The sequence below is a fragment of the Rhodovulum sp. DZ06 genome (genome assembly GCF_050586345.1).
Taxonomy (GTDB): domain Bacteria; phylum Pseudomonadota; class Alphaproteobacteria; order Rhodobacterales; family Rhodobacteraceae; genus JBOCEF01.
The window spans coordinates 13,637-28,979 of the sequence record NZ_JBOCEF010000037.1; the positions used below are offsets into that span (position 1 = coordinate 13,637).

Sequence of the window (15,343 nt, forward strand, 5' to 3'; positions counted from 1 at the left end):
TAACGGGACCTGAAAAATCCACCCCCGGGCCGCGCCGCCGCGCCCGCGGGTCAAGGGTCTGAAAAGGCATGAAAAAAAACGGCGCCTCGCGGCGCCGTTTTCCGTGCTGTGCTCGTCTTGAACCCGTGCGGGCTGCGCGTCAGGCGCTGACCCGGCAGCGGGCCGAGGTCGGATCCCAGGGGCTGTCCTCGACAACCTCGCAATCCCACATCGCGTTGTTCATCTTGACCTTCAGCCTGGTGCCCGGCGCGGTCAGCTTCGGATCGACATAGCCGAGCCCGATCTGCTTGCCCGCGGTGACCGAGTACCCGCCCGAGGTCAGGCGGCCGATCTTCTCGCCATCGAGGAACAGCGCCTCCTTGCCCCACGGATCGGTGTCGTCCGGCCCGTCGATCAGCAGCGTCACGCATTTGGCGCGGATGCCGGTGTCGATCATCGCCTGCTTGCCGCGATAGTCCTTGTCGTCGGCGATGAAGCGGTCGAGGCCCGCCTCCATCGGCGTCGCGTCGCGGCCGAGATCGGACCCGAACGCGCGGTAGGACTTCTCCTGGCGCAGCCAGTTCAGGCCGCGGGTGCCGCACAGCTTCATGCCGTGCTTCTCGCCCGCTTCCATCAGCAGCTTCAGCAGGTGGCGCTGCATCTCGATCGGGTGATGCAGCTCCCAGCCCAGCTCGCCGGCATAGGACACGCGCAGCGCCCGGCACTTGACCATCCCGAGGTCGAGGTCGCGCCCCGACAGCCAGGGGAAACGCTTGTTGGTCAGCGCGGTCTCGGGGTCGTGGTCCGAGACGATCTCCTTCAGGATCGCGCGGGACGCCGGGCCCGAGAGGGCGAACACGCCCCACTGGTTGGTGACGTCCTGCACCTCGATCCAGCCGAGCTCGTCGCGCATCTTCGCCGCTTCCTTGACCAGGTAGTCCTGGTCATAGGCCTGCGCCGCGCCGGCCGAGACGCAGTAATACTCGTCCTCGGCCACGCGGAAGATGGTGAACTCGGACCGCACGGTGCCCGCATCGGTCAGCGCGTAGGTCAGGTTCAGGCGGCCGACCTTCGGCAGCTTGTTGCAGGTCAGCCAGTCGAGGAACGCGGTCGCGCCCGGGCCGGCGACGCGGGTCTTGGCGAAGGGGGTGACGTCGTAGAGGCCCGCGGTCTCGCGGGTCGCCTTCGCCTCCTCGACCGCGTACCGCCACCAGCCGCCGCGGCGGAAGCTGCGCGAATCGTGGTCGTTGAAGCCCTTCGGGGCGTAGTACATCGGGCGTTCCCAGCCGTTGATCTGCTGGAACTGCGCGCCCGCTTCCTTGAGCGTGTCGTAGCACGGCGCGGTCTTCAGCGGGCGGGCCGCCTCGCGCTCCTCATCCGGGTGGTGCAGGATGAAGACGTGCTCGTAGCACTCCTCGTTCTTCTTCTGGGTGTACTCGCGGTTGATCCACTGGCCGTAGCGGCGCGGGTCGAGCGACCACATGTCGATCTCGGCCTCGCCCTCGGTCATCAGCTGCGCGAGGTAGTGGCCGGTGCCGCCCGCGGCGGTGATGCCGAACGAGAAGCCTTCCGCGAACCAGAAGTTCTCGACGCCCGGCGCCGGGCCGACCAGCGGGTTGCCGTCGGGGGTGTAGCAGATCGGGCCGTTGAAATCGTCCTTCAGGCCCACCGTCTCCGAGGAGGGGATGCGGTGGATCATCGACATGTACTCTTCCTCGATGCGCTCGAGGTCGAGGGGGAACAGGTCGGCGCGGAAGCTGTCCGGCACGCCCCATTTGAAGCAGGCCGGGGCGCCCCGCTCATACGGGCCGAGGATCCAGCCGCCGCGCTCTTCGCGCACGTACCACTTGGCGTCCGCGTCGCGCAGCACCGGGTGCTCGCCATAGGACTTGCGGTATTCGACCAGCGCCGGGTCCTCGTCGGTGACGATGAACTGGTGCTCGACCGGCATGGCGGGGATGTAGCAGCCGATCATCGCGGCGGTGCGCTGGGCGTGGTTGCCGGTGGCGGTCACGACATGCTCGCACGAGATCTCGAAGGTCTCTTCGGTCTCGACCAGGTTGCCGCCCTTGTCGGCCATCTTCACGCCCTTGACGATCCACTGGTCGCCGCGGCGCTCGAACCCGTTCACCTGCACCTTGCGGATGATGGCGGCGCCGTGCTGGCGCGCGCCCTTGGCCATCGCCTGGGTGACGTCGGCCGGGTTGATGTAGCCGTCGGTGGGGTGGAAGATCGCGCCCTTCAGGTCATCGGTGTTGACCAGCGGCCAGCGGTCCTTGATCTGCGCGGGGGTCATGAATTCATACGGCACGCCCACCGCGTCGGCGTTCGACGCATAGAGCATGTATTCGTCCATGCGCGCGTCGGTCTGCGCCATGCGCAGGTTGCCGACCACGGAGAAGCCCGCGTTGAGGCCGGTCTCGGCCTCGAGCGTCTTGTAGAACTTCACCGAGTAGTCGTGGATGTGGCTGGTCGCGTAGCTCATGTTGAACAGCGGCAGCAGGCCCGCGGCGTGCCAGGTGGACCCGGCGGTCAGCTCGTCGCGCTCCAGCAGGACCGTGTCCCAACCGGCTTTGGCGAGGTGATAGGCGATGGAGGCGCCGACGGCGCCGCCTCCGACGATCACGGCGCGGGCATGGGTCTTCATGGGCGAGGTCTCCGGCAAGGCAGGAATGGGTAACGTCGCGGCCAGCCTATGGGCAGGGGCCGGGGGCGGGCCACACATGCGCGACTTGCCGGAAGCGGATTGCGACGCGGCGGGCGCCGGAAATGCGTGTCGGGGCAGGGTCCGGCGCGGTTTTCGCGGCGCCGCGTCATGGGGCGGCGAGCCATGCGCCCAGCAGCGCGGCCATCCGCGCGTCGCGGGCTGCATCATGGGGAATCAGCCCCGCGTGCTGCGCCTGGGCGAGGTGCAGGGCGAAGGCGAGCACGCCGTCCGCCAGCAGCGCCGGGGGCTGGTCGGTGCGCGCCGTCCCCGCCGCCTGCATGTCGGCGATGGCGGCGCCGATCCGCTCGCCCAGCGCGACATACCAGCTGAGGAGCGGCCCGCAGCCTTCCTCGCCCGCGGGCGCAGGCGTGCAGAACACCCGCTGAATCGCCGACCACAGGCCCGCGTCGCCGGTCAGCAGCGACATGGTGGGCCGCAGCGCCTCCACCAGCGCCCCCGGGCCGGGCAGGGGCCTGTCCAGCGCCTCGGCCGCGCGGGACAGGCTGTCCTCGGTCATCGCCAGCGCCAGCCCGTCGCGATCGCCGAAATGGGCGAAGACGGTGCCCTTGGCCACGCCCGCGGCCTTTGCCAGCGCCTCGGTGCGCAGGGCGTCGAAGCCGTCCTCGGCCACGATCTTGCGGGCTTCGTTCAAGAGCGCCTCTCGGGTGCGGCGGCGGCGGTCCTGCATGGGGGCTCCTTCGGCGGCGGGACGGGGATGCCACGGATAAGTGACCGCGGTCATTTTTCGGTTTGAAAGATGACCGCGGTCATTTATGGGTTCTGACCACGGTCATTTTCACCCAGGGGGCTCTCCCATGCAACGCATCCTCGCCTTTGACGGCCACCCGGCCCCGGGATCGCTCTCGGGCGCGCTGATCGACGCCTATGCCGAGGGCGCGCGCGAAGCGGGGCGCGAGGTGGTGGTGATGCGCCTGTCGGACATGCGATTCGACCCGGATTTCGGCGCCGCCGCCTATACCGACGCGCCGTCGCTGGAGCCGGACCTGGAGGCGTTCCTTGCGGCGTTCGAGGGGGCGGAGCACATCGTCATGGCCTGTCCGCTGTGGTGGGGCGGCTGGCCGGCGAAGCTCAAGGGGCTGTTCGACCGGGTCCTGCTGCCGGGAAGGGGGTTCGATCCACGCGATCCGCACTGGACGGGGCTGCCCAAGCCGCTGATGACCGGGCGCAGCGCGTCGCTGATGGTGACCTCGGACACCCCGAACTGGGCCTTCCGGCTGGTCTATGCTCACGCGTTCCGCAAGATCATGGCGCGGCAGGTGTTCGGCTTCGTCGGGATCAGGCCGATGCGCTGGCGCAACTTCGCCATCGCCCGGCAGGCGAGCCCGGAGACCGTCGCGCGCTGGATCGAGACCGCCCGCGCCGACGGCCGCAAGGGGCGCTGAGGCGGGGCGGGACCGGGACGCGGGACCGGGACGCGAGACCGGGGCGCGGGGCCGGCGGCGCGCAGAATCGCCCCGCCGTCTCTTTCCCTTCACGCAGCGCGCAGTATAAGGACGCCCCCCCGCGCCGCGGCGCCGCCTTGTTCGCGGCGCCCCTCCCGCTGCAAGGTTGCGCCATGGCCTCTCCCGCCCCCCTCCCGCCCGAGCGCGCCGCGCGGATCAACCGCGCCGCGGGCGCCGCGGCCGTCTCGACCGCGACGCTGCTGGTGGCGCTCAAGCTCTGGGCCTTCGTCGATACCGGCGCGCTCTCCATCGCCGCGTCGCTGGCCGACAGCGCGCTCGACCTGCTCGCCTCCATGGCCGGGCTGGTGGCGGTGATCTACGCGGCGCGCCCCCCGGACGAGGACCACGCCTTCGGCCATACCTCGGCCGAGGACCTGGCGGCGCTGGGCCAGGCGGCGATGGTGTCGATCTCGGCCCTCGCCATCGGGGCGGGGGCGGTGAGCCGCCTGTCGATGGACGAAGGCGCCCCGCCGCTGGAATCGGAGGGCGTGGGCATCGCGGTCATGGCCGTCTCGATGGCGCTGACCGGGGCGCTGATCCTGCTCCAGGGCTGGGCGGCGAAGCGGACCGGCAGCAAGGTGATCGCCGCCGACCGACTGCATTACCTCGGGGACCTTCTGCCCAATGCGGGGGCGCTGGCGGCGCTGGCGGTTTCGGCCCGCTGGGGAATCGGCCATGTCGACGCGGTGGTGGCCCTCGCCGCCGCCATCGGGCTGCTGCTGGGCGCGGGCAAGATCGGCGCCGGGGCCTGGCACGCGCTGATGGACCGCGCCGCGGACCCGGACGTGGTCGCCCGCATCGCCGAGATCTGCGATGGAATCGAGGGGCTGGCCGGGTGGCATGACCTCAAGACCCGTACCTCGGGCGCGCGCCTGTTCATCCAGATCCACGTGGAGATCGACGGGCGGCTGACCCTGGACGAGGCGCATGAGCGCGGCGAGCGGCTGCGCCGGGCGGTGGAGGGCGCGCTGCCCAACGCCGAGGTGCTGGTCCACAAGGACCCGGTCTGACGGGGCGAATCCCCGGGCCCCGCGCGGCCCGCGCCGGGACCCTCCCGGGGGCGTTTCCACCGCCCCGGCGCGCCCCGGCCCGCTGCGACGAATCCGCCCCCGAAACCCCCAGCGTTGCCAAACCGTTGCCCCGCGCCTGCGGCGGATGGCCCCCGACCCATGCGCCGTGCGGTCGCATATTCCAGATACGGACGTAATATCAATGACTTGCGAGCGGGTTAAGCGAGCGTTGCGCTGCTTGACACCCATGGGACCCCTGCATAGGGTGCGCGCGACTTCGAGAGAGGGGCGAGGCCCCCGCGATACGGCCCATCGAAACCGGGAGGGCGCATGACGCCAGCCGATGAAGACGGGGACGCCGCGCGGGAGCAGAGGCTGCAGTCCCTCGACGCCAAGCTTGCGGACCTGCGCAAGCGACGCGCGCCGCCGCCGCCCCGAAAGGGCGGGGGACGCTTCGCCGGCCACGAGATGGCCTGGAGCATGGTGATCGACCTGACCGCGGGCATCGTGGTCGGGGGTGGAATGGGATGGGGGCTGGACGTCGTGTTCGGCACGAAGCCCCTCTTCCTCATCCTGCTGGTCCTGTTCGGCTTCGCGGCCGGGGTTCGGGTGATGCTGCAGACCGCTGCAGAGCACCAGAAACGCCAGGCGCGGCGCGCCGCCGCCGAAGCGGGCGGGCAGGACGAGGCGGGCGGAACACAAGGGGCGGCCGCGGGGCCGTCCGGGAACAACACCGGCGCCGCGGCGCCGCGGAATGAGGGCTTGTGACGTGGCATCGAGCGAAGCTTCCGGTGGCGGCATCAACGCGCATCCGATGGACCAGTTCATGGTCAAGTCGCTGTTCGGCGGCGACGGGGTCGGGTTCCTGACCATCACCAACCAGACCCTGTGGCTCGCGATCGCCGTGCTGATCGCCGTGGCCATCCTGGTTCTGCCGGTGCGCAACGCGGGCCTCGTGCCCAGCCGGATGCAGTCGGTGGCCGAGCTCGCCTACGGCTTCGTGCGCAAGATGGTCGTCGACGTGCTCGGCGAAGAGGGGCTGAAGTTCTTCCCCTACATCTTCACCGTCTTCATCTTCATCGCGATCTCCAACGTGCAGGGCCTGCTGCCCTGGTCGTTCACCACGACCTCGCACATCGCGGTCACCGCCGTGCTCGCGCTCGCCGTCTTCATCACCGTCACGGTGATCGGCTTCATGCGCCACGGCCTCCACTTCATCTCGCTCTTCTGGGTGTCCAGCGCGCCGACCGTGGTGCTGCGCTGCCTCCTGTTCGTGATCGAGCTGATCTCCTACTTCGTCCGGCCGCTCAGCCATTCCGTCCGTCTTGCGGGCAACATGATGGCGGGTCACGCGGTTCTGAAGGTGTTCGCCGCCTTCGTCCCCGCGCTCGGCGTCGCCGGCATCATTCCCATCGGCGCGATGACGGGCCTCTTCGCCCTCGAGCTGCTGGTGGCCTTCGTGCAGGCCTACATCTTCACGATCCTGACCTGCGTGTACCTCAACGACGCGCTGCACCTCCACTGAGGGGCGGCGTCACCGTAACGCGCCGCGGGGGCGGCGACCGGCCGAGAGCCACCCGCCCCCCGGTTCGAACTTTCAGCCATCCAAACACAGGAGCGAGTCATGGAAGGCAGCATCGCTGACATGGGCAAGTACATCGGCGCCGGCCTGGCGACCATCGGTCTGGGCGGCGCCGGCATCGGCGTGGGCACCGTGGCCGGCAACTACCTGGCCGGCGCCCTGCGCAACCCGGCCGCCGCCGCCGAGCAGCAGGCCACCCTCTTCATCGGCATCGCGTTCGCCGAGGCGCTCGGCATCTTCGCGTTCCTGATCGCGCTGCTGCTGCTGTTCGCGGTCTGATCGCCGATCCGGCCCGCGCCGCGCCCCTGAACCGGGGCAGGGCGGACCGAACCTGAACATCGCCGCGCGGGGGGCTGGCCCCCCGCCCGGCGGAACGGGTGGCGGCGAGGCCGCATACCATGCGCTCCGGACGCGGTCCGGACCGCGACCCGGACGGAACCGGCCCGGGCCTTCCTTGCGAAGGATCCCGGGCCGCGACCGCCCGAGACGGAACGACAGGGCGGACAGGCCCGCGCGACCAGCGGCCCGAAGGGGCGGCCCCACGCGCGGCTCACCCCGCCCGGCAGCGCCGGACCGGCCCTTCGCGGGCCCCCGGCGTCCGGCCGCGGAAGGCGGGACGGGGCGAGGGCCCCGGACGCAGGCCGCGGCGCACGAAAGCAACCGCCGCCTTGCGGCCAGGAACAAGCGGAGGGCCCGATGGGTCTGTTCTTCGGAATCGCGCATGCCGCCGAGGAGGCGGGACACGGCGAGGAAGCCGGTCACGAGATGGCGCACGGCGCCGCCGACGCGGCCCACGGCGCCACCGGCCTGCCGCAGCTCGACTTCTCGACCTGGGGCTCGCAGATCCCCTGGCTGATCATCACGCTGCTGGTCCTCTACTACATCATCTCGCGCATCGCGCTGCCCCGCATCGGCGGCGTGATCGAGGAGCGCCACGACGCCATCGAGGACGATCTCGACCGCGCCGCGGAGTTCAAGCGCCAGGCCGCCGAGGCCGAGGCCGCCTACGAGAAGGCCCTCGCCGACGCCCGCGCCGAGGCGCAGGCCATCGCGCAGGCCACCCGCGACGAGATCCAGAAGGAGGTCGACGCGGCGACCGCCAAGGCCGACGCCGAGATCGCGGCCCGCGCCGCCGAGGGCGAGGCCCGCATCGCCGAGATCCGCGCCTCCGCGCTGGAAAGCGTCGAGGCCGTGGCCGCCGAGACCGCCGAGGCCCTGCTGGGCGCGCTGGCGCCCGACACCGCCGACTCCGCCGCCGTCAAGGCCGCCGTGTCCGACCGACTGGGGAACTGATCCATGAGCATCCTGCAGGACTCCAACATCGTCGTCGCGATCTCGTTCCTCTGCTTCATCGGCGTGCTGGTCTATGTCGGCGTGCCGAAGATCATCGGCGGCGCCCTCGACAAGCGCGCCGAGAAGATCAAGGAAGAGCTCGACGAAGCCCGCCGCCTGCGTGAAGAGGCCCAGTCGCTGCTGGCCTCCTACGAGCGCAAGGCGAAAGAGGTCGAGGGCCACACCGAGGCGATCGTCGCCCAGGCCCGCGAAGAGGCCGAGCGCGCCGCGGTCGAGGCGAAGGCCGAGCTGGCCCGCTCGATCGAGCGCCGCCTGAAGGGCGCCGAGGACCGCATCGCCTCGGCCGAGGCCGCCGCGGTGAAAGAGGTCAAGGACCGCGCCGTGTCGATCGCCGTCGACGTCGCCGGCTCGATCATGCGCGACAAGCTCAGCCTCGACGCCCGCAACGCCATGATCGACGCGTCGATCAAGGACGTGTCGGCCAAGCTGCACTGATCCCCCCGCGCGCCCGGCGCGCGAGAGAGGGAGTGAGAGACGGCCCGGCGGGACACCCGCCGGGCCGTTTCGCGTGCGGGGGGGATGGCGGCGCGGGGCCGGGCCGGGCCGGACAGGGGCCGCCCGCCTTCCGCCGCCCTTCATCCGGGAACGTTCAGGATTGTGGCGACCCCGCCCGCAAATCACCCCGGGACCGCCGCGCGATCCCCCTCGCCTTTCGCGCCGGGGCGCCCCATCTGCTCCGCTGTTCACGACCCATCGAAAGGCCCCGCCGATGACCCGCACCGCTCCCGCCCCCCGCCTCGTCTCGGCCCGCGCCGCCGCCTGCGGGGCCGCGCTGCTCGCCGCCCTCGCCCCCGCCGCGGCGCAGGCCGAGAGCGCGTACCGCTTCGCCACGCTCTCGCTCTCGGCCCAGGGCGAGTCGCAGGCCGCGCCGGACGCGGCCGAGATCACCTTCCGCGCCGAGGCCCGCGCCGACGGGGCGGTGGACGCCATGGCCTCGGCCGGCGACCGGATGACCGCCATCCTCGCCGCGGTGAAGGGGCTGGGGGTGCCGTCCGAGGACATCGCCACCACCGACCTGTCCCTGTTTCCGCGCACCATCCGCGACAAGAACGGGCGCGAGCGGGTGGAGCAGGTCGCCTCGACCGCCATCCGGGTGCGCACCGACGCGTTCGACCTGCTGGGCCGGCTGGTCGAGGCGGCGACGGCGGCGGGCGCGACCCACGTGGGCAGCCCGCGCTTCGTCGTCTCGCAGATGGCGCAGGTCGAGGACGCGGCCCGCGCCGCCGCCGTCGACCGGCTGATGGAGAAGGCCGAGAAGATGGCCTGCGCCGCGGGGATGCGCCTGACCCGGCTGGTGGAGCTGCGCGAGGGCGAGGACGGGATGCCCGCCCCGGCGCCGCGCATGGCGATGCGGGCCGATGGCGGCGCCGAGCTGGGCGCCCCGCCGCTGGAGGCGGGGGTGCGCATCGTGCGCGTCTCGGTCAGCGGGACTTGGGAGATCGCCGAGGGCTCGGGCGGGTATTGCGACGGCAAGGAGTGACGGGTCGGGCCCGGGCGCGCGGCCCCGCGCCTCAGCCCTCGGCCGGTCCGGGGGCGGCGAGGGGCTGCTGGGCCGCCGCCTGCTCGGCCAGCGCCTGTTCCGCCTGCGGGTCCAGGACCGGCGGGTGGTCGGGCCGGGTCCAGATGAACACGGCGACGCAGCACAGCGCGGCGGCCTGGAGCGCCAGCGCCCAGGGCGCGACCCCGAGGGCGAGGGAGATGCCGAAGGCGGCGAGGATCGAGACGCTGGCCATCTTCTTCGCGCGCGGTCCGATGGCGCCGCCGCGGCGCCAGTCCTCGATCGGTTTGCCGAGGCGCGGATGGGCGATCAGCCAGTCATGCACCCGCGGCGAGGATTTCGAGAAGCTGATGGCGGCGAGCAGCAGGAACGGCACCGTCGGCAGCAGCGGCAGGACCGCGCCGATGGCGCCGAGGGCGATGCTGAGGCAGCCGAGGGTGAACCAGAACGCGCGCATGCGCCGGAAGATAGGGCGCAAGGGTTTCGGTTTCGAGACCGCGCGGGCGGTTTCGCGCGAAACGCTTCGGTGATGAGCGGCGGCGGTCGGGCGCGGCGCGGCGCAGCCGCGCTCCGCGCGCGAGGCGGGGGCCTGTCCCCCTCCGAGCGGGGACATTGGGCGGGGGCGGTGCGGGCGTGCTCGGGGGGCGTGAAGCCCCCGCTCGCCCGCCCGCGCCGCGCCCCCGGGCGGCGCGCTGCCGGCGGGCGGGGCGCCGGGCGCGGGTTTTGGGCGGGGCGCTTGCGGCAGGCGCCCGGGGCGGCGGCGTCGCGCGGGATGGAGCGGGCGGGAATTTGCTTGAGAAGCGCCTGAGGGAGGTCCCCTCCCTCAGGTCGCCCATCCCAGCGTGGGTCGGGCCCCGGGCGCGTCAAGGACAAGCCGCCTGCGGCGGTGCTGCGCATCCTTGACCCGCCCGGCGCCCTCCGGCGGGCGGCGGGCCGAACGCGCCGCGGCGGGCGGAGCGGGAGGCTTACAGCAGCTCGCGCAGGATCGCGTTCAGCACCGGGCGGCCCGCGGGGGGCACGCGCAGGCGGTCGCCATTCCGCTCCACCAGCCCCATGCCCTCGAGGTCCTTGATGGCCTGCGGGTCCAGCGGCGCCCCCGCCAGCGCCTGGTGGCGGGCGAGGGAGACGCCCTCGTCCAGCCGCAGGCCCATGAGAAGGTGCTCGGCGGCGCGGTCGGCATCGTCCAGCGCCTCGGCGCCGCGGGCCGACAGCGGCGCGGCGCGGGTGGCGGCGAGCCACTGCGCCGGGTCCGCCAGGCTCTCGGTCCCCCATCGCCGCCCGTCCAGCGTCAGCCGCCCATGGGCGCCCGGGCCGATCCCGGCATAATCCCCGGTGCGCCAGTAAAGGAGGTTGTGGCGGCTCTCGGCCCCCTTGCGGGCATGGTTCGACACCTCGTAGCCCGGCGCGCCGGCGTCTGCGCAGATCGCCTGCGTCAGGGCATAGAGATCCGCCGACAGGTCGTCCGAGGGCAGGTCCCGCAGCCGCCCGCGTGCATGCAGGTCGCCGAAGCGGGTCCCCGGCTCGATGGTCAGCTGGTAGAGCGACAGGTGGTCGACGGCCATGGAGAGGGCGGCGCGCAGCTCCGCTTCCCACGCCGCCTCCGTCTGGCCCTGGCGGGCGTAGATCAGGTCGAAGGACACGCGGGCGAAGCGGGCGCGGGCGATGTCGAAGGCGGCCCGCGCCTCGGCCGCCGAATGCATCCGCCCCAGCGCCTTCAGGTCGGCATCGTTGAGCGCCTGCACCCCCATCGACACCCGGTTCACCCCGGCCGCGGCATAGCCTGCGAAGCGCCCCGCTTCGACGGAGGTGGGGTTGGCCTCGAGGTTGATCTCCGCCTCGTCCCCGAGGCTCCAGGCGGCGCCGATGGCGTCGATGACGGCGCCCACGGTGGACGGGTCCATCAGCGACGGGGTGCCGCCGCCGAAGAACACGGAATCGACCCGGCGCGGGCCGGTCTCGGCCGCCGTGGCGTGGATCTCGGCGACCAGCGCCGCGGTCCAGTCGGCCTGGTCCGGCGGCGCCTTGGCGACGTGGGAGTTGAAGTCGCAATAGGGGCATTTCGCGAGGCAGAAGGGCCAGTGCACGTAGACGCCGAAGCCGCCCGCGCGCCAGTCCTCGTCCTTGCCTGCATACTCGGTCGGCTGCATCCGCACTCCCCTTTCGCCGCCCATGTGCGGCAGGCGCGCGGGCGGGTCAAGGGCGCGCCCCTGGGGCGGGGGAGGGCGCGTGCACGCCCCCTCCCTTGCCGTCAGCCCTTGAAGGCGGTGCCGGCGATCTCGAGCTTCATCTCGGGCGTCATCAGCCCGGTGACGATCAGCGTGTTCGCCGGGCGGATGTCCCCGAGGAACTCGCGCAGCGCGGGGGCCGCCGCCTCCCAGTCCGCGGCGTTGGTGACATAGGCGTTGATGCGCACGAGGTGGTCGAGCTCGAACCCGGCTTCCCGCAAGGCCTTCTGCATGGTCAGGAAGATGTTGCGGGCCTGCGCCAGCGGGTCCTCGGGCATGGTCATGGTCGCGTAGTCATAGCCCGTGGTCCCGGCCACGAAGCACCAGTCGCCCTGGGCGACGGCGCGCGAATAGGCGTAGGTCTCCTCGAACGGGGAGCCGGAGGAGACCAGGCGGCGGTTGTCGGGGATGCTCATGCGTCGACTCCCGACTGGGGCAGGGGGGGCAGAAGGGCGATCAGCTTGCCGAAGGCGTCGGCGCGGTGCGAGATCATGTTCTTGTCCTCGGGGCGCATCTCCGCGAAGGTCTTCATCGCGGAATTGGCGGTCTTCTCGCCGTTCTCGATGGCGATCTCGGGCACGAAGACGGGGTCGTAGCCATGGCCCGTCTCGCCCCGCGGGGGCCAGACCAGCGTGCCGTCGGCGCGGCCCATGACCGTCTCGTGATGACCGTCGGGCCAGGCCAGCACCAGGCAGGCGGTGAAATTGGCGTAGCGGGGTTCCTCGGCGCCCATGTCGTCGAGGAGCTTCTGCACCTTCTCCATCGCCATGTAGAAATCGCGCCCCGAGCCGTCGGGCTTCTCGGCCCAGTCGGCGGTGTGCACGCCGGGCGCGCCGCCGAGCCAGGCGACCTCGATCCCGCTGTCATCGGCCAGCGCCGGAAGGCCGGTCGCCTCGGCGGCGGCGCGGGCCTTGATCAGGGCGTTGCCCTCGAAGGTCTCCTCGGTCTCCTCCGGGACCGGCAGGCCGAGGGCGCCGGCGGTGACGATCTCGATCCCCCAGGGGGCGAGCAGGGCGCGGAATTCCTCGGCCTTGCCCTCGTTATGGGTGGCGAGGACGAATTTCGGTTCGGTCAGGATGCGGGGCATGTGCGGCCTTTCGCATGGGGCGGACTGGATCGGCGCCATGGGTAGCAGGCGCGGGCGCGGCGGGGAAGGCGGAGGGATATGGCTTGAGAAGCGCCTGGGGGAGGGGGCCTCCCCCAGGTCGCCGGTCCGAGCGTGGGTCGGGCTTCGGTCGCGTCAAGGACAAGCGGGCTGCGCCCGTCGCCTGCGGCGATCCTTGACCCGCCCGGCGCCCTCCGGCGGGGCGGGGCACGGCGGTCTGGAACGACGAAGGGCGCGCCGTGGCTGGCGCGCCCCTCAAAAAGATGCGGGAGGTGGGGGTGCGGGGGGCCGACGCACTGCGTCGGCGGGACGCGGGCCTTCCTCCCCTGCGCCAAGCGGCGCCACGGTTGTAATTGCAGCTCCGCGCCGGCCGGACCTCAGCCCCCCACGGCCGCCTTCTGCGCCGCCACCAGCTCGGCGATGCCTTTCTCGGCCAGCGTCAGCATCGACTCCAGCTCGGCGCGCGAGAACGGCGCGCCTTCGGCCGAGCCCTGCACCTCGACGAGGCCGCCCTTGCCGGTCATCACCACGTTGGTGTCGGTCCCGGCCTCGCTGTCCTCGGCATAATCGAGGTCGAGCACCGGTTGGCCCTTGTAGACGCCGCAGGAGACGGCGGCGACGTGGTCGATGATCGGGTTCTCCTTCAGCTCGCCCGCGTCGACCAGCTTCTGGGCCGCGAGGCGCAGCGCCACCCAGCCGCCGGTGATCGAGGCGCAGCGGGTGCCGCCATCGGCCTGGAGCACGTCGCAGTCGACGGTGATCTGGCGCTCGCCCAGGATCACCCGGTCGACGCCGGCGCGCAGGGAGCGGCCGATCAGGCGCTGGATTTCCTGGGTGCGGCCCGACTGCTTGCCCGCCTGCGCCTCGCGCCGGTTGCGGGACGTGGTGGCGCGCGGGAGCATCCCGTATTCGGCGGTGACCCAGCCGAGGCCCGAATTGCGCAGCCAGGGCGGGATGCGGCCTTCGAGCGAGGCGGTGCACAGCACGTGGGTGTCGCCCATGCGGATGAGGCAGGAGCCCTCGGCGTGCTTGGTGAAGTTCGTCTCGATCGAGACGGAGCGGAGGGCGTCGACGGCGCGGCCGGAGGGGCGCATGGCAGGGCTCCTGGGCTTGGAAGGGCCCGGGCGACCCCGGGCGATGCGAGGGGCCTGTCTAGCGAAGGCGGCGCGGCGGGTCCAGATCGGGGGCGCAGGGGGGGCGTCGGGGGCGGGGCGACGAGGGCGCGCCGGTCGCGGCGGCCATTTGACCGCGGCGCCGGGTCTGCATATCTGTTGTAGCATTCCGCCCGAGCCCACGTGTTCACAGCAACCAGGCGCCCATGTCCGGCCATGCCCCGCATCTGACCGATCTGAACGACCGCAGCCGGGAGATCTTCCGGCGGCTGGTCGAGACCTATCTCGACACCGGCGAGCCGGTCGGCTCGCGCACCCTGTCCAAGGCGCTGGAGGGGGCGCTGTCGCCCGCCACCGTGCGCAACGTGATGCAGGATCTCGAGCAGCTCGGGCTGCTCGGCTCGCCGCACGTGTCGGCGGGGCGGATCCCGACCCAGACGGGGCTGCGGCTGTTCGTCGACGGGTTGCTGGAGATCGGCGACATCTCCGAGGTCGAGCGGGCGCGGATCGATGGCGGGCTGACCGGCGCCCATGCGCCGGACGAGACGGTGAACGAGATGCTGGGGCGGGCGGGCTCGATGCTCGCGGGCCTGACCCATGGCGCGAGCCTGGTGCTCTCGCCCAAGGCCGAGGCGCCGATCAAGCATATCGAGTTCGTGTCGCTGTCGGATTCCGGCGCGCTGGCGGTGCTGGTGACCGAGGACGGGCATGTCGAGAACCGGCTGTTCGATCCGCCGAGCGGCCTGACCCCGAGCGCGATGCGCGAGGCGGCGAATTTCCTGAACGCCATGCTGCGCGGCCGGACCCTGTCCGAGGCCGCGGGGGTGGTGGAGCGCGAGATCGCGGCGCGGCGGGCCGAGCTGGATGCGCTGGCGGCCGAGATGGTGCGCCAGGGCGTGGCCGTGTGGTCGCCGGGCGGCGGCGAGGCGGGGCCGGAGCGGCTGATCGTGCGCGGGCGCTCGCAACTGCTGGACGGGGTCGAGGGCGAGGAGGAGCTGGAGCGGATGCGGCTTCTGTTCGACGATCTCGAGCGCAAGGAGGACCTGCTGCAGCTTCTGGACCGGGCCGAGGATGGCGAGGGGGTGCGGATTTTCATCGGGTCGGAGAACAAGCTTTTCTCCCTTTCCGGTTCCTCTCTGATCATCAGTCCTTATATGGATGCCGAGCGTAGAATCATCGGCGCGCTCGGGGTCATCGGCCCCACGCGCCTCAATTACGGACGCGTGGTTCCGATCGTGGACTACACGGCGCGCCTGATGGGGCGGGTCGTGGCCGATCGGTCCCGGCGCGGCTGAACCGCAGAACGAAG

Annotated in this window: 16 protein-coding genes; 9 read left to right on the top strand and 7 right to left on the bottom strand. The window is 72.0% G+C overall.

Annotation, left to right across the window (positions count from 1 at the left end; genetic code table 11):
- Window positions 1-139 precede the first annotated feature (139 nt).
- Together ACQ5SO_RS15250 and ACQ5SO_RS15255 are read right to left on the bottom strand one after the other, a co-directional pair.
- Window positions 140-2,626, bottom strand: a complete 2,487-nt coding sequence (locus tag ACQ5SO_RS15250) for a GcvT family protein (protein WP_430942479.1) — start codon at window positions 2,624-2,626, stop codon at window positions 140-142.
- A gap of 166 nt (window positions 2,627-2,792) precedes the next feature.
- Window positions 2,793-3,374 carry a TetR/AcrR family transcriptional regulator gene (locus tag ACQ5SO_RS15255; RefSeq protein WP_430942480.1) on the bottom strand — a complete coding sequence of 194 codons (582 nt, stop codon included), beginning with the start codon at window positions 3,372-3,374 and terminating at the stop codon, window positions 2,793-2,795.
- A gap of 127 nt (window positions 3,375-3,501) precedes the next feature.
- Between ACQ5SO_RS15255 and ACQ5SO_RS15260 the strand changes: the two genes are divergently transcribed.
- From ACQ5SO_RS15260 to ACQ5SO_RS15295, 8 genes are all read left to right on the top strand, one after another.
- Window positions 3,502-4,089: an NAD(P)H-dependent oxidoreductase gene (locus ACQ5SO_RS15260; protein WP_430942481.1), complete on the top strand. Its 588-nt coding sequence runs from the start codon at window positions 3,502-3,504 to the stop codon at window positions 4,087-4,089.
- 173 nt (window positions 4,090-4,262) lie between these two features.
- Window positions 4,263-5,159 (top strand): cation diffusion facilitator family transporter, encoded by an 897-nt coding sequence (locus ACQ5SO_RS15265; RefSeq protein ID WP_430942482.1) that lies wholly within the window; start codon window positions 4,263-4,265, stop codon window positions 5,157-5,159.
- A 330-nt stretch (window positions 5,160-5,489) separates the two neighbouring features.
- Window positions 5,490-5,927, top strand: coding sequence for an AtpZ/AtpI family protein (locus ACQ5SO_RS15270; protein WP_430942483.1), 438 nt, complete (start codon window positions 5,490-5,492; stop codon window positions 5,925-5,927).
- Entirely contained in the window at window positions 5,914-6,684 is a 771-nt protein-coding gene (locus ACQ5SO_RS15275; RefSeq protein ID WP_430942484.1) for a F0F1 ATP synthase subunit A, read from the top strand. The genes ACQ5SO_RS15270 and ACQ5SO_RS15275 overlap by 14 nt, the downstream gene beginning before the upstream one ends.
- Window positions 6,685-6,783: 99 nt before the next feature.
- Complete coding sequence (locus ACQ5SO_RS15280; RefSeq protein WP_430942485.1) at window positions 6,784-7,020, top strand: F0F1 ATP synthase subunit C; 237 nt, start codon at window positions 6,784-6,786, stop codon at window positions 7,018-7,020.
- A gap of 486 nt (window positions 7,021-7,506) precedes the next feature.
- A complete protein-coding gene (locus ACQ5SO_RS15285; RefSeq protein WP_430942513.1) occupies window positions 7,507-8,034 on the top strand; it encodes a F0F1 ATP synthase subunit B' in 528 nt (175 codons plus the stop codon).
- Between the two features lie 3 nt (window positions 8,035-8,037).
- Entirely contained in the window at window positions 8,038-8,529 is a 492-nt protein-coding gene (locus ACQ5SO_RS15290) for a F0F1 ATP synthase subunit B (RefSeq protein ID WP_430942486.1), read from the top strand.
- Window positions 8,530-8,803: 274 nt separating this feature from the next.
- Entirely contained in the window at window positions 8,804-9,574 is a 771-nt protein-coding gene (locus tag ACQ5SO_RS15295) for an SIMPL domain-containing protein (protein WP_430942487.1), read from the top strand.
- Window positions 9,575-9,605: 31 nt separating this feature from the next.
- Here ACQ5SO_RS15295 and ACQ5SO_RS15300 read toward each other — a convergent pair whose 3' ends face one another.
- The 5 genes from ACQ5SO_RS15300 to rph all read right to left on the bottom strand — a co-directional run bounded on the left by ACQ5SO_RS15300 (window position 9,606) and on the right by rph (window position 14,016).
- Entirely contained in the window at window positions 9,606-10,049 is a 444-nt protein-coding gene (locus ACQ5SO_RS15300; protein WP_430942488.1) for a YbaN family protein, read from the bottom strand.
- Window positions 10,050-10,557: 508 nt separating this feature from the next.
- Window positions 10,558-11,739 (bottom strand): radical SAM family heme chaperone HemW, encoded by a 1,182-nt coding sequence (gene hemW / locus ACQ5SO_RS15305; protein WP_430942489.1) that lies wholly within the window; start codon window positions 11,737-11,739, stop codon window positions 10,558-10,560.
- Window positions 11,740-11,840: 101 nt separating this feature from the next.
- On the bottom strand, window positions 11,841-12,233 hold the full coding sequence (locus tag ACQ5SO_RS15310) for a RidA family protein (RefSeq protein WP_430942490.1): 393 nt from the start codon (window positions 12,231-12,233) through the stop codon (window positions 11,841-11,843).
- Complete coding sequence (locus tag ACQ5SO_RS15315) at window positions 12,230-12,904, bottom strand: non-canonical purine NTP pyrophosphatase (RefSeq protein ID WP_430942491.1); 675 nt, start codon at window positions 12,902-12,904, stop codon at window positions 12,230-12,232. Before ACQ5SO_RS15315 ends, ACQ5SO_RS15310 begins: the two co-directional genes overlap by 4 nt.
- A gap of 395 nt (window positions 12,905-13,299) precedes the next feature.
- A complete protein-coding gene (rph, locus tag ACQ5SO_RS15320; protein ID WP_430942492.1) occupies window positions 13,300-14,016 on the bottom strand; it encodes a ribonuclease PH in 717 nt (238 codons plus the stop codon).
- A gap of 224 nt (window positions 14,017-14,240) precedes the next feature.
- Between rph and hrcA the strand changes: the two genes are divergently transcribed.
- The gene (gene hrcA, locus ACQ5SO_RS15325; RefSeq protein WP_430942493.1) at window positions 14,241-15,329 is read left to right on the top strand and encodes a heat-inducible transcriptional repressor HrcA; all 1,089 of its coding nucleotides are present in this window, start codon (window positions 14,241-14,243) and stop codon (window positions 15,327-15,329) included.
- The last annotated feature ends 14 nt before the right edge of the window (window positions 15,330-15,343 follow it).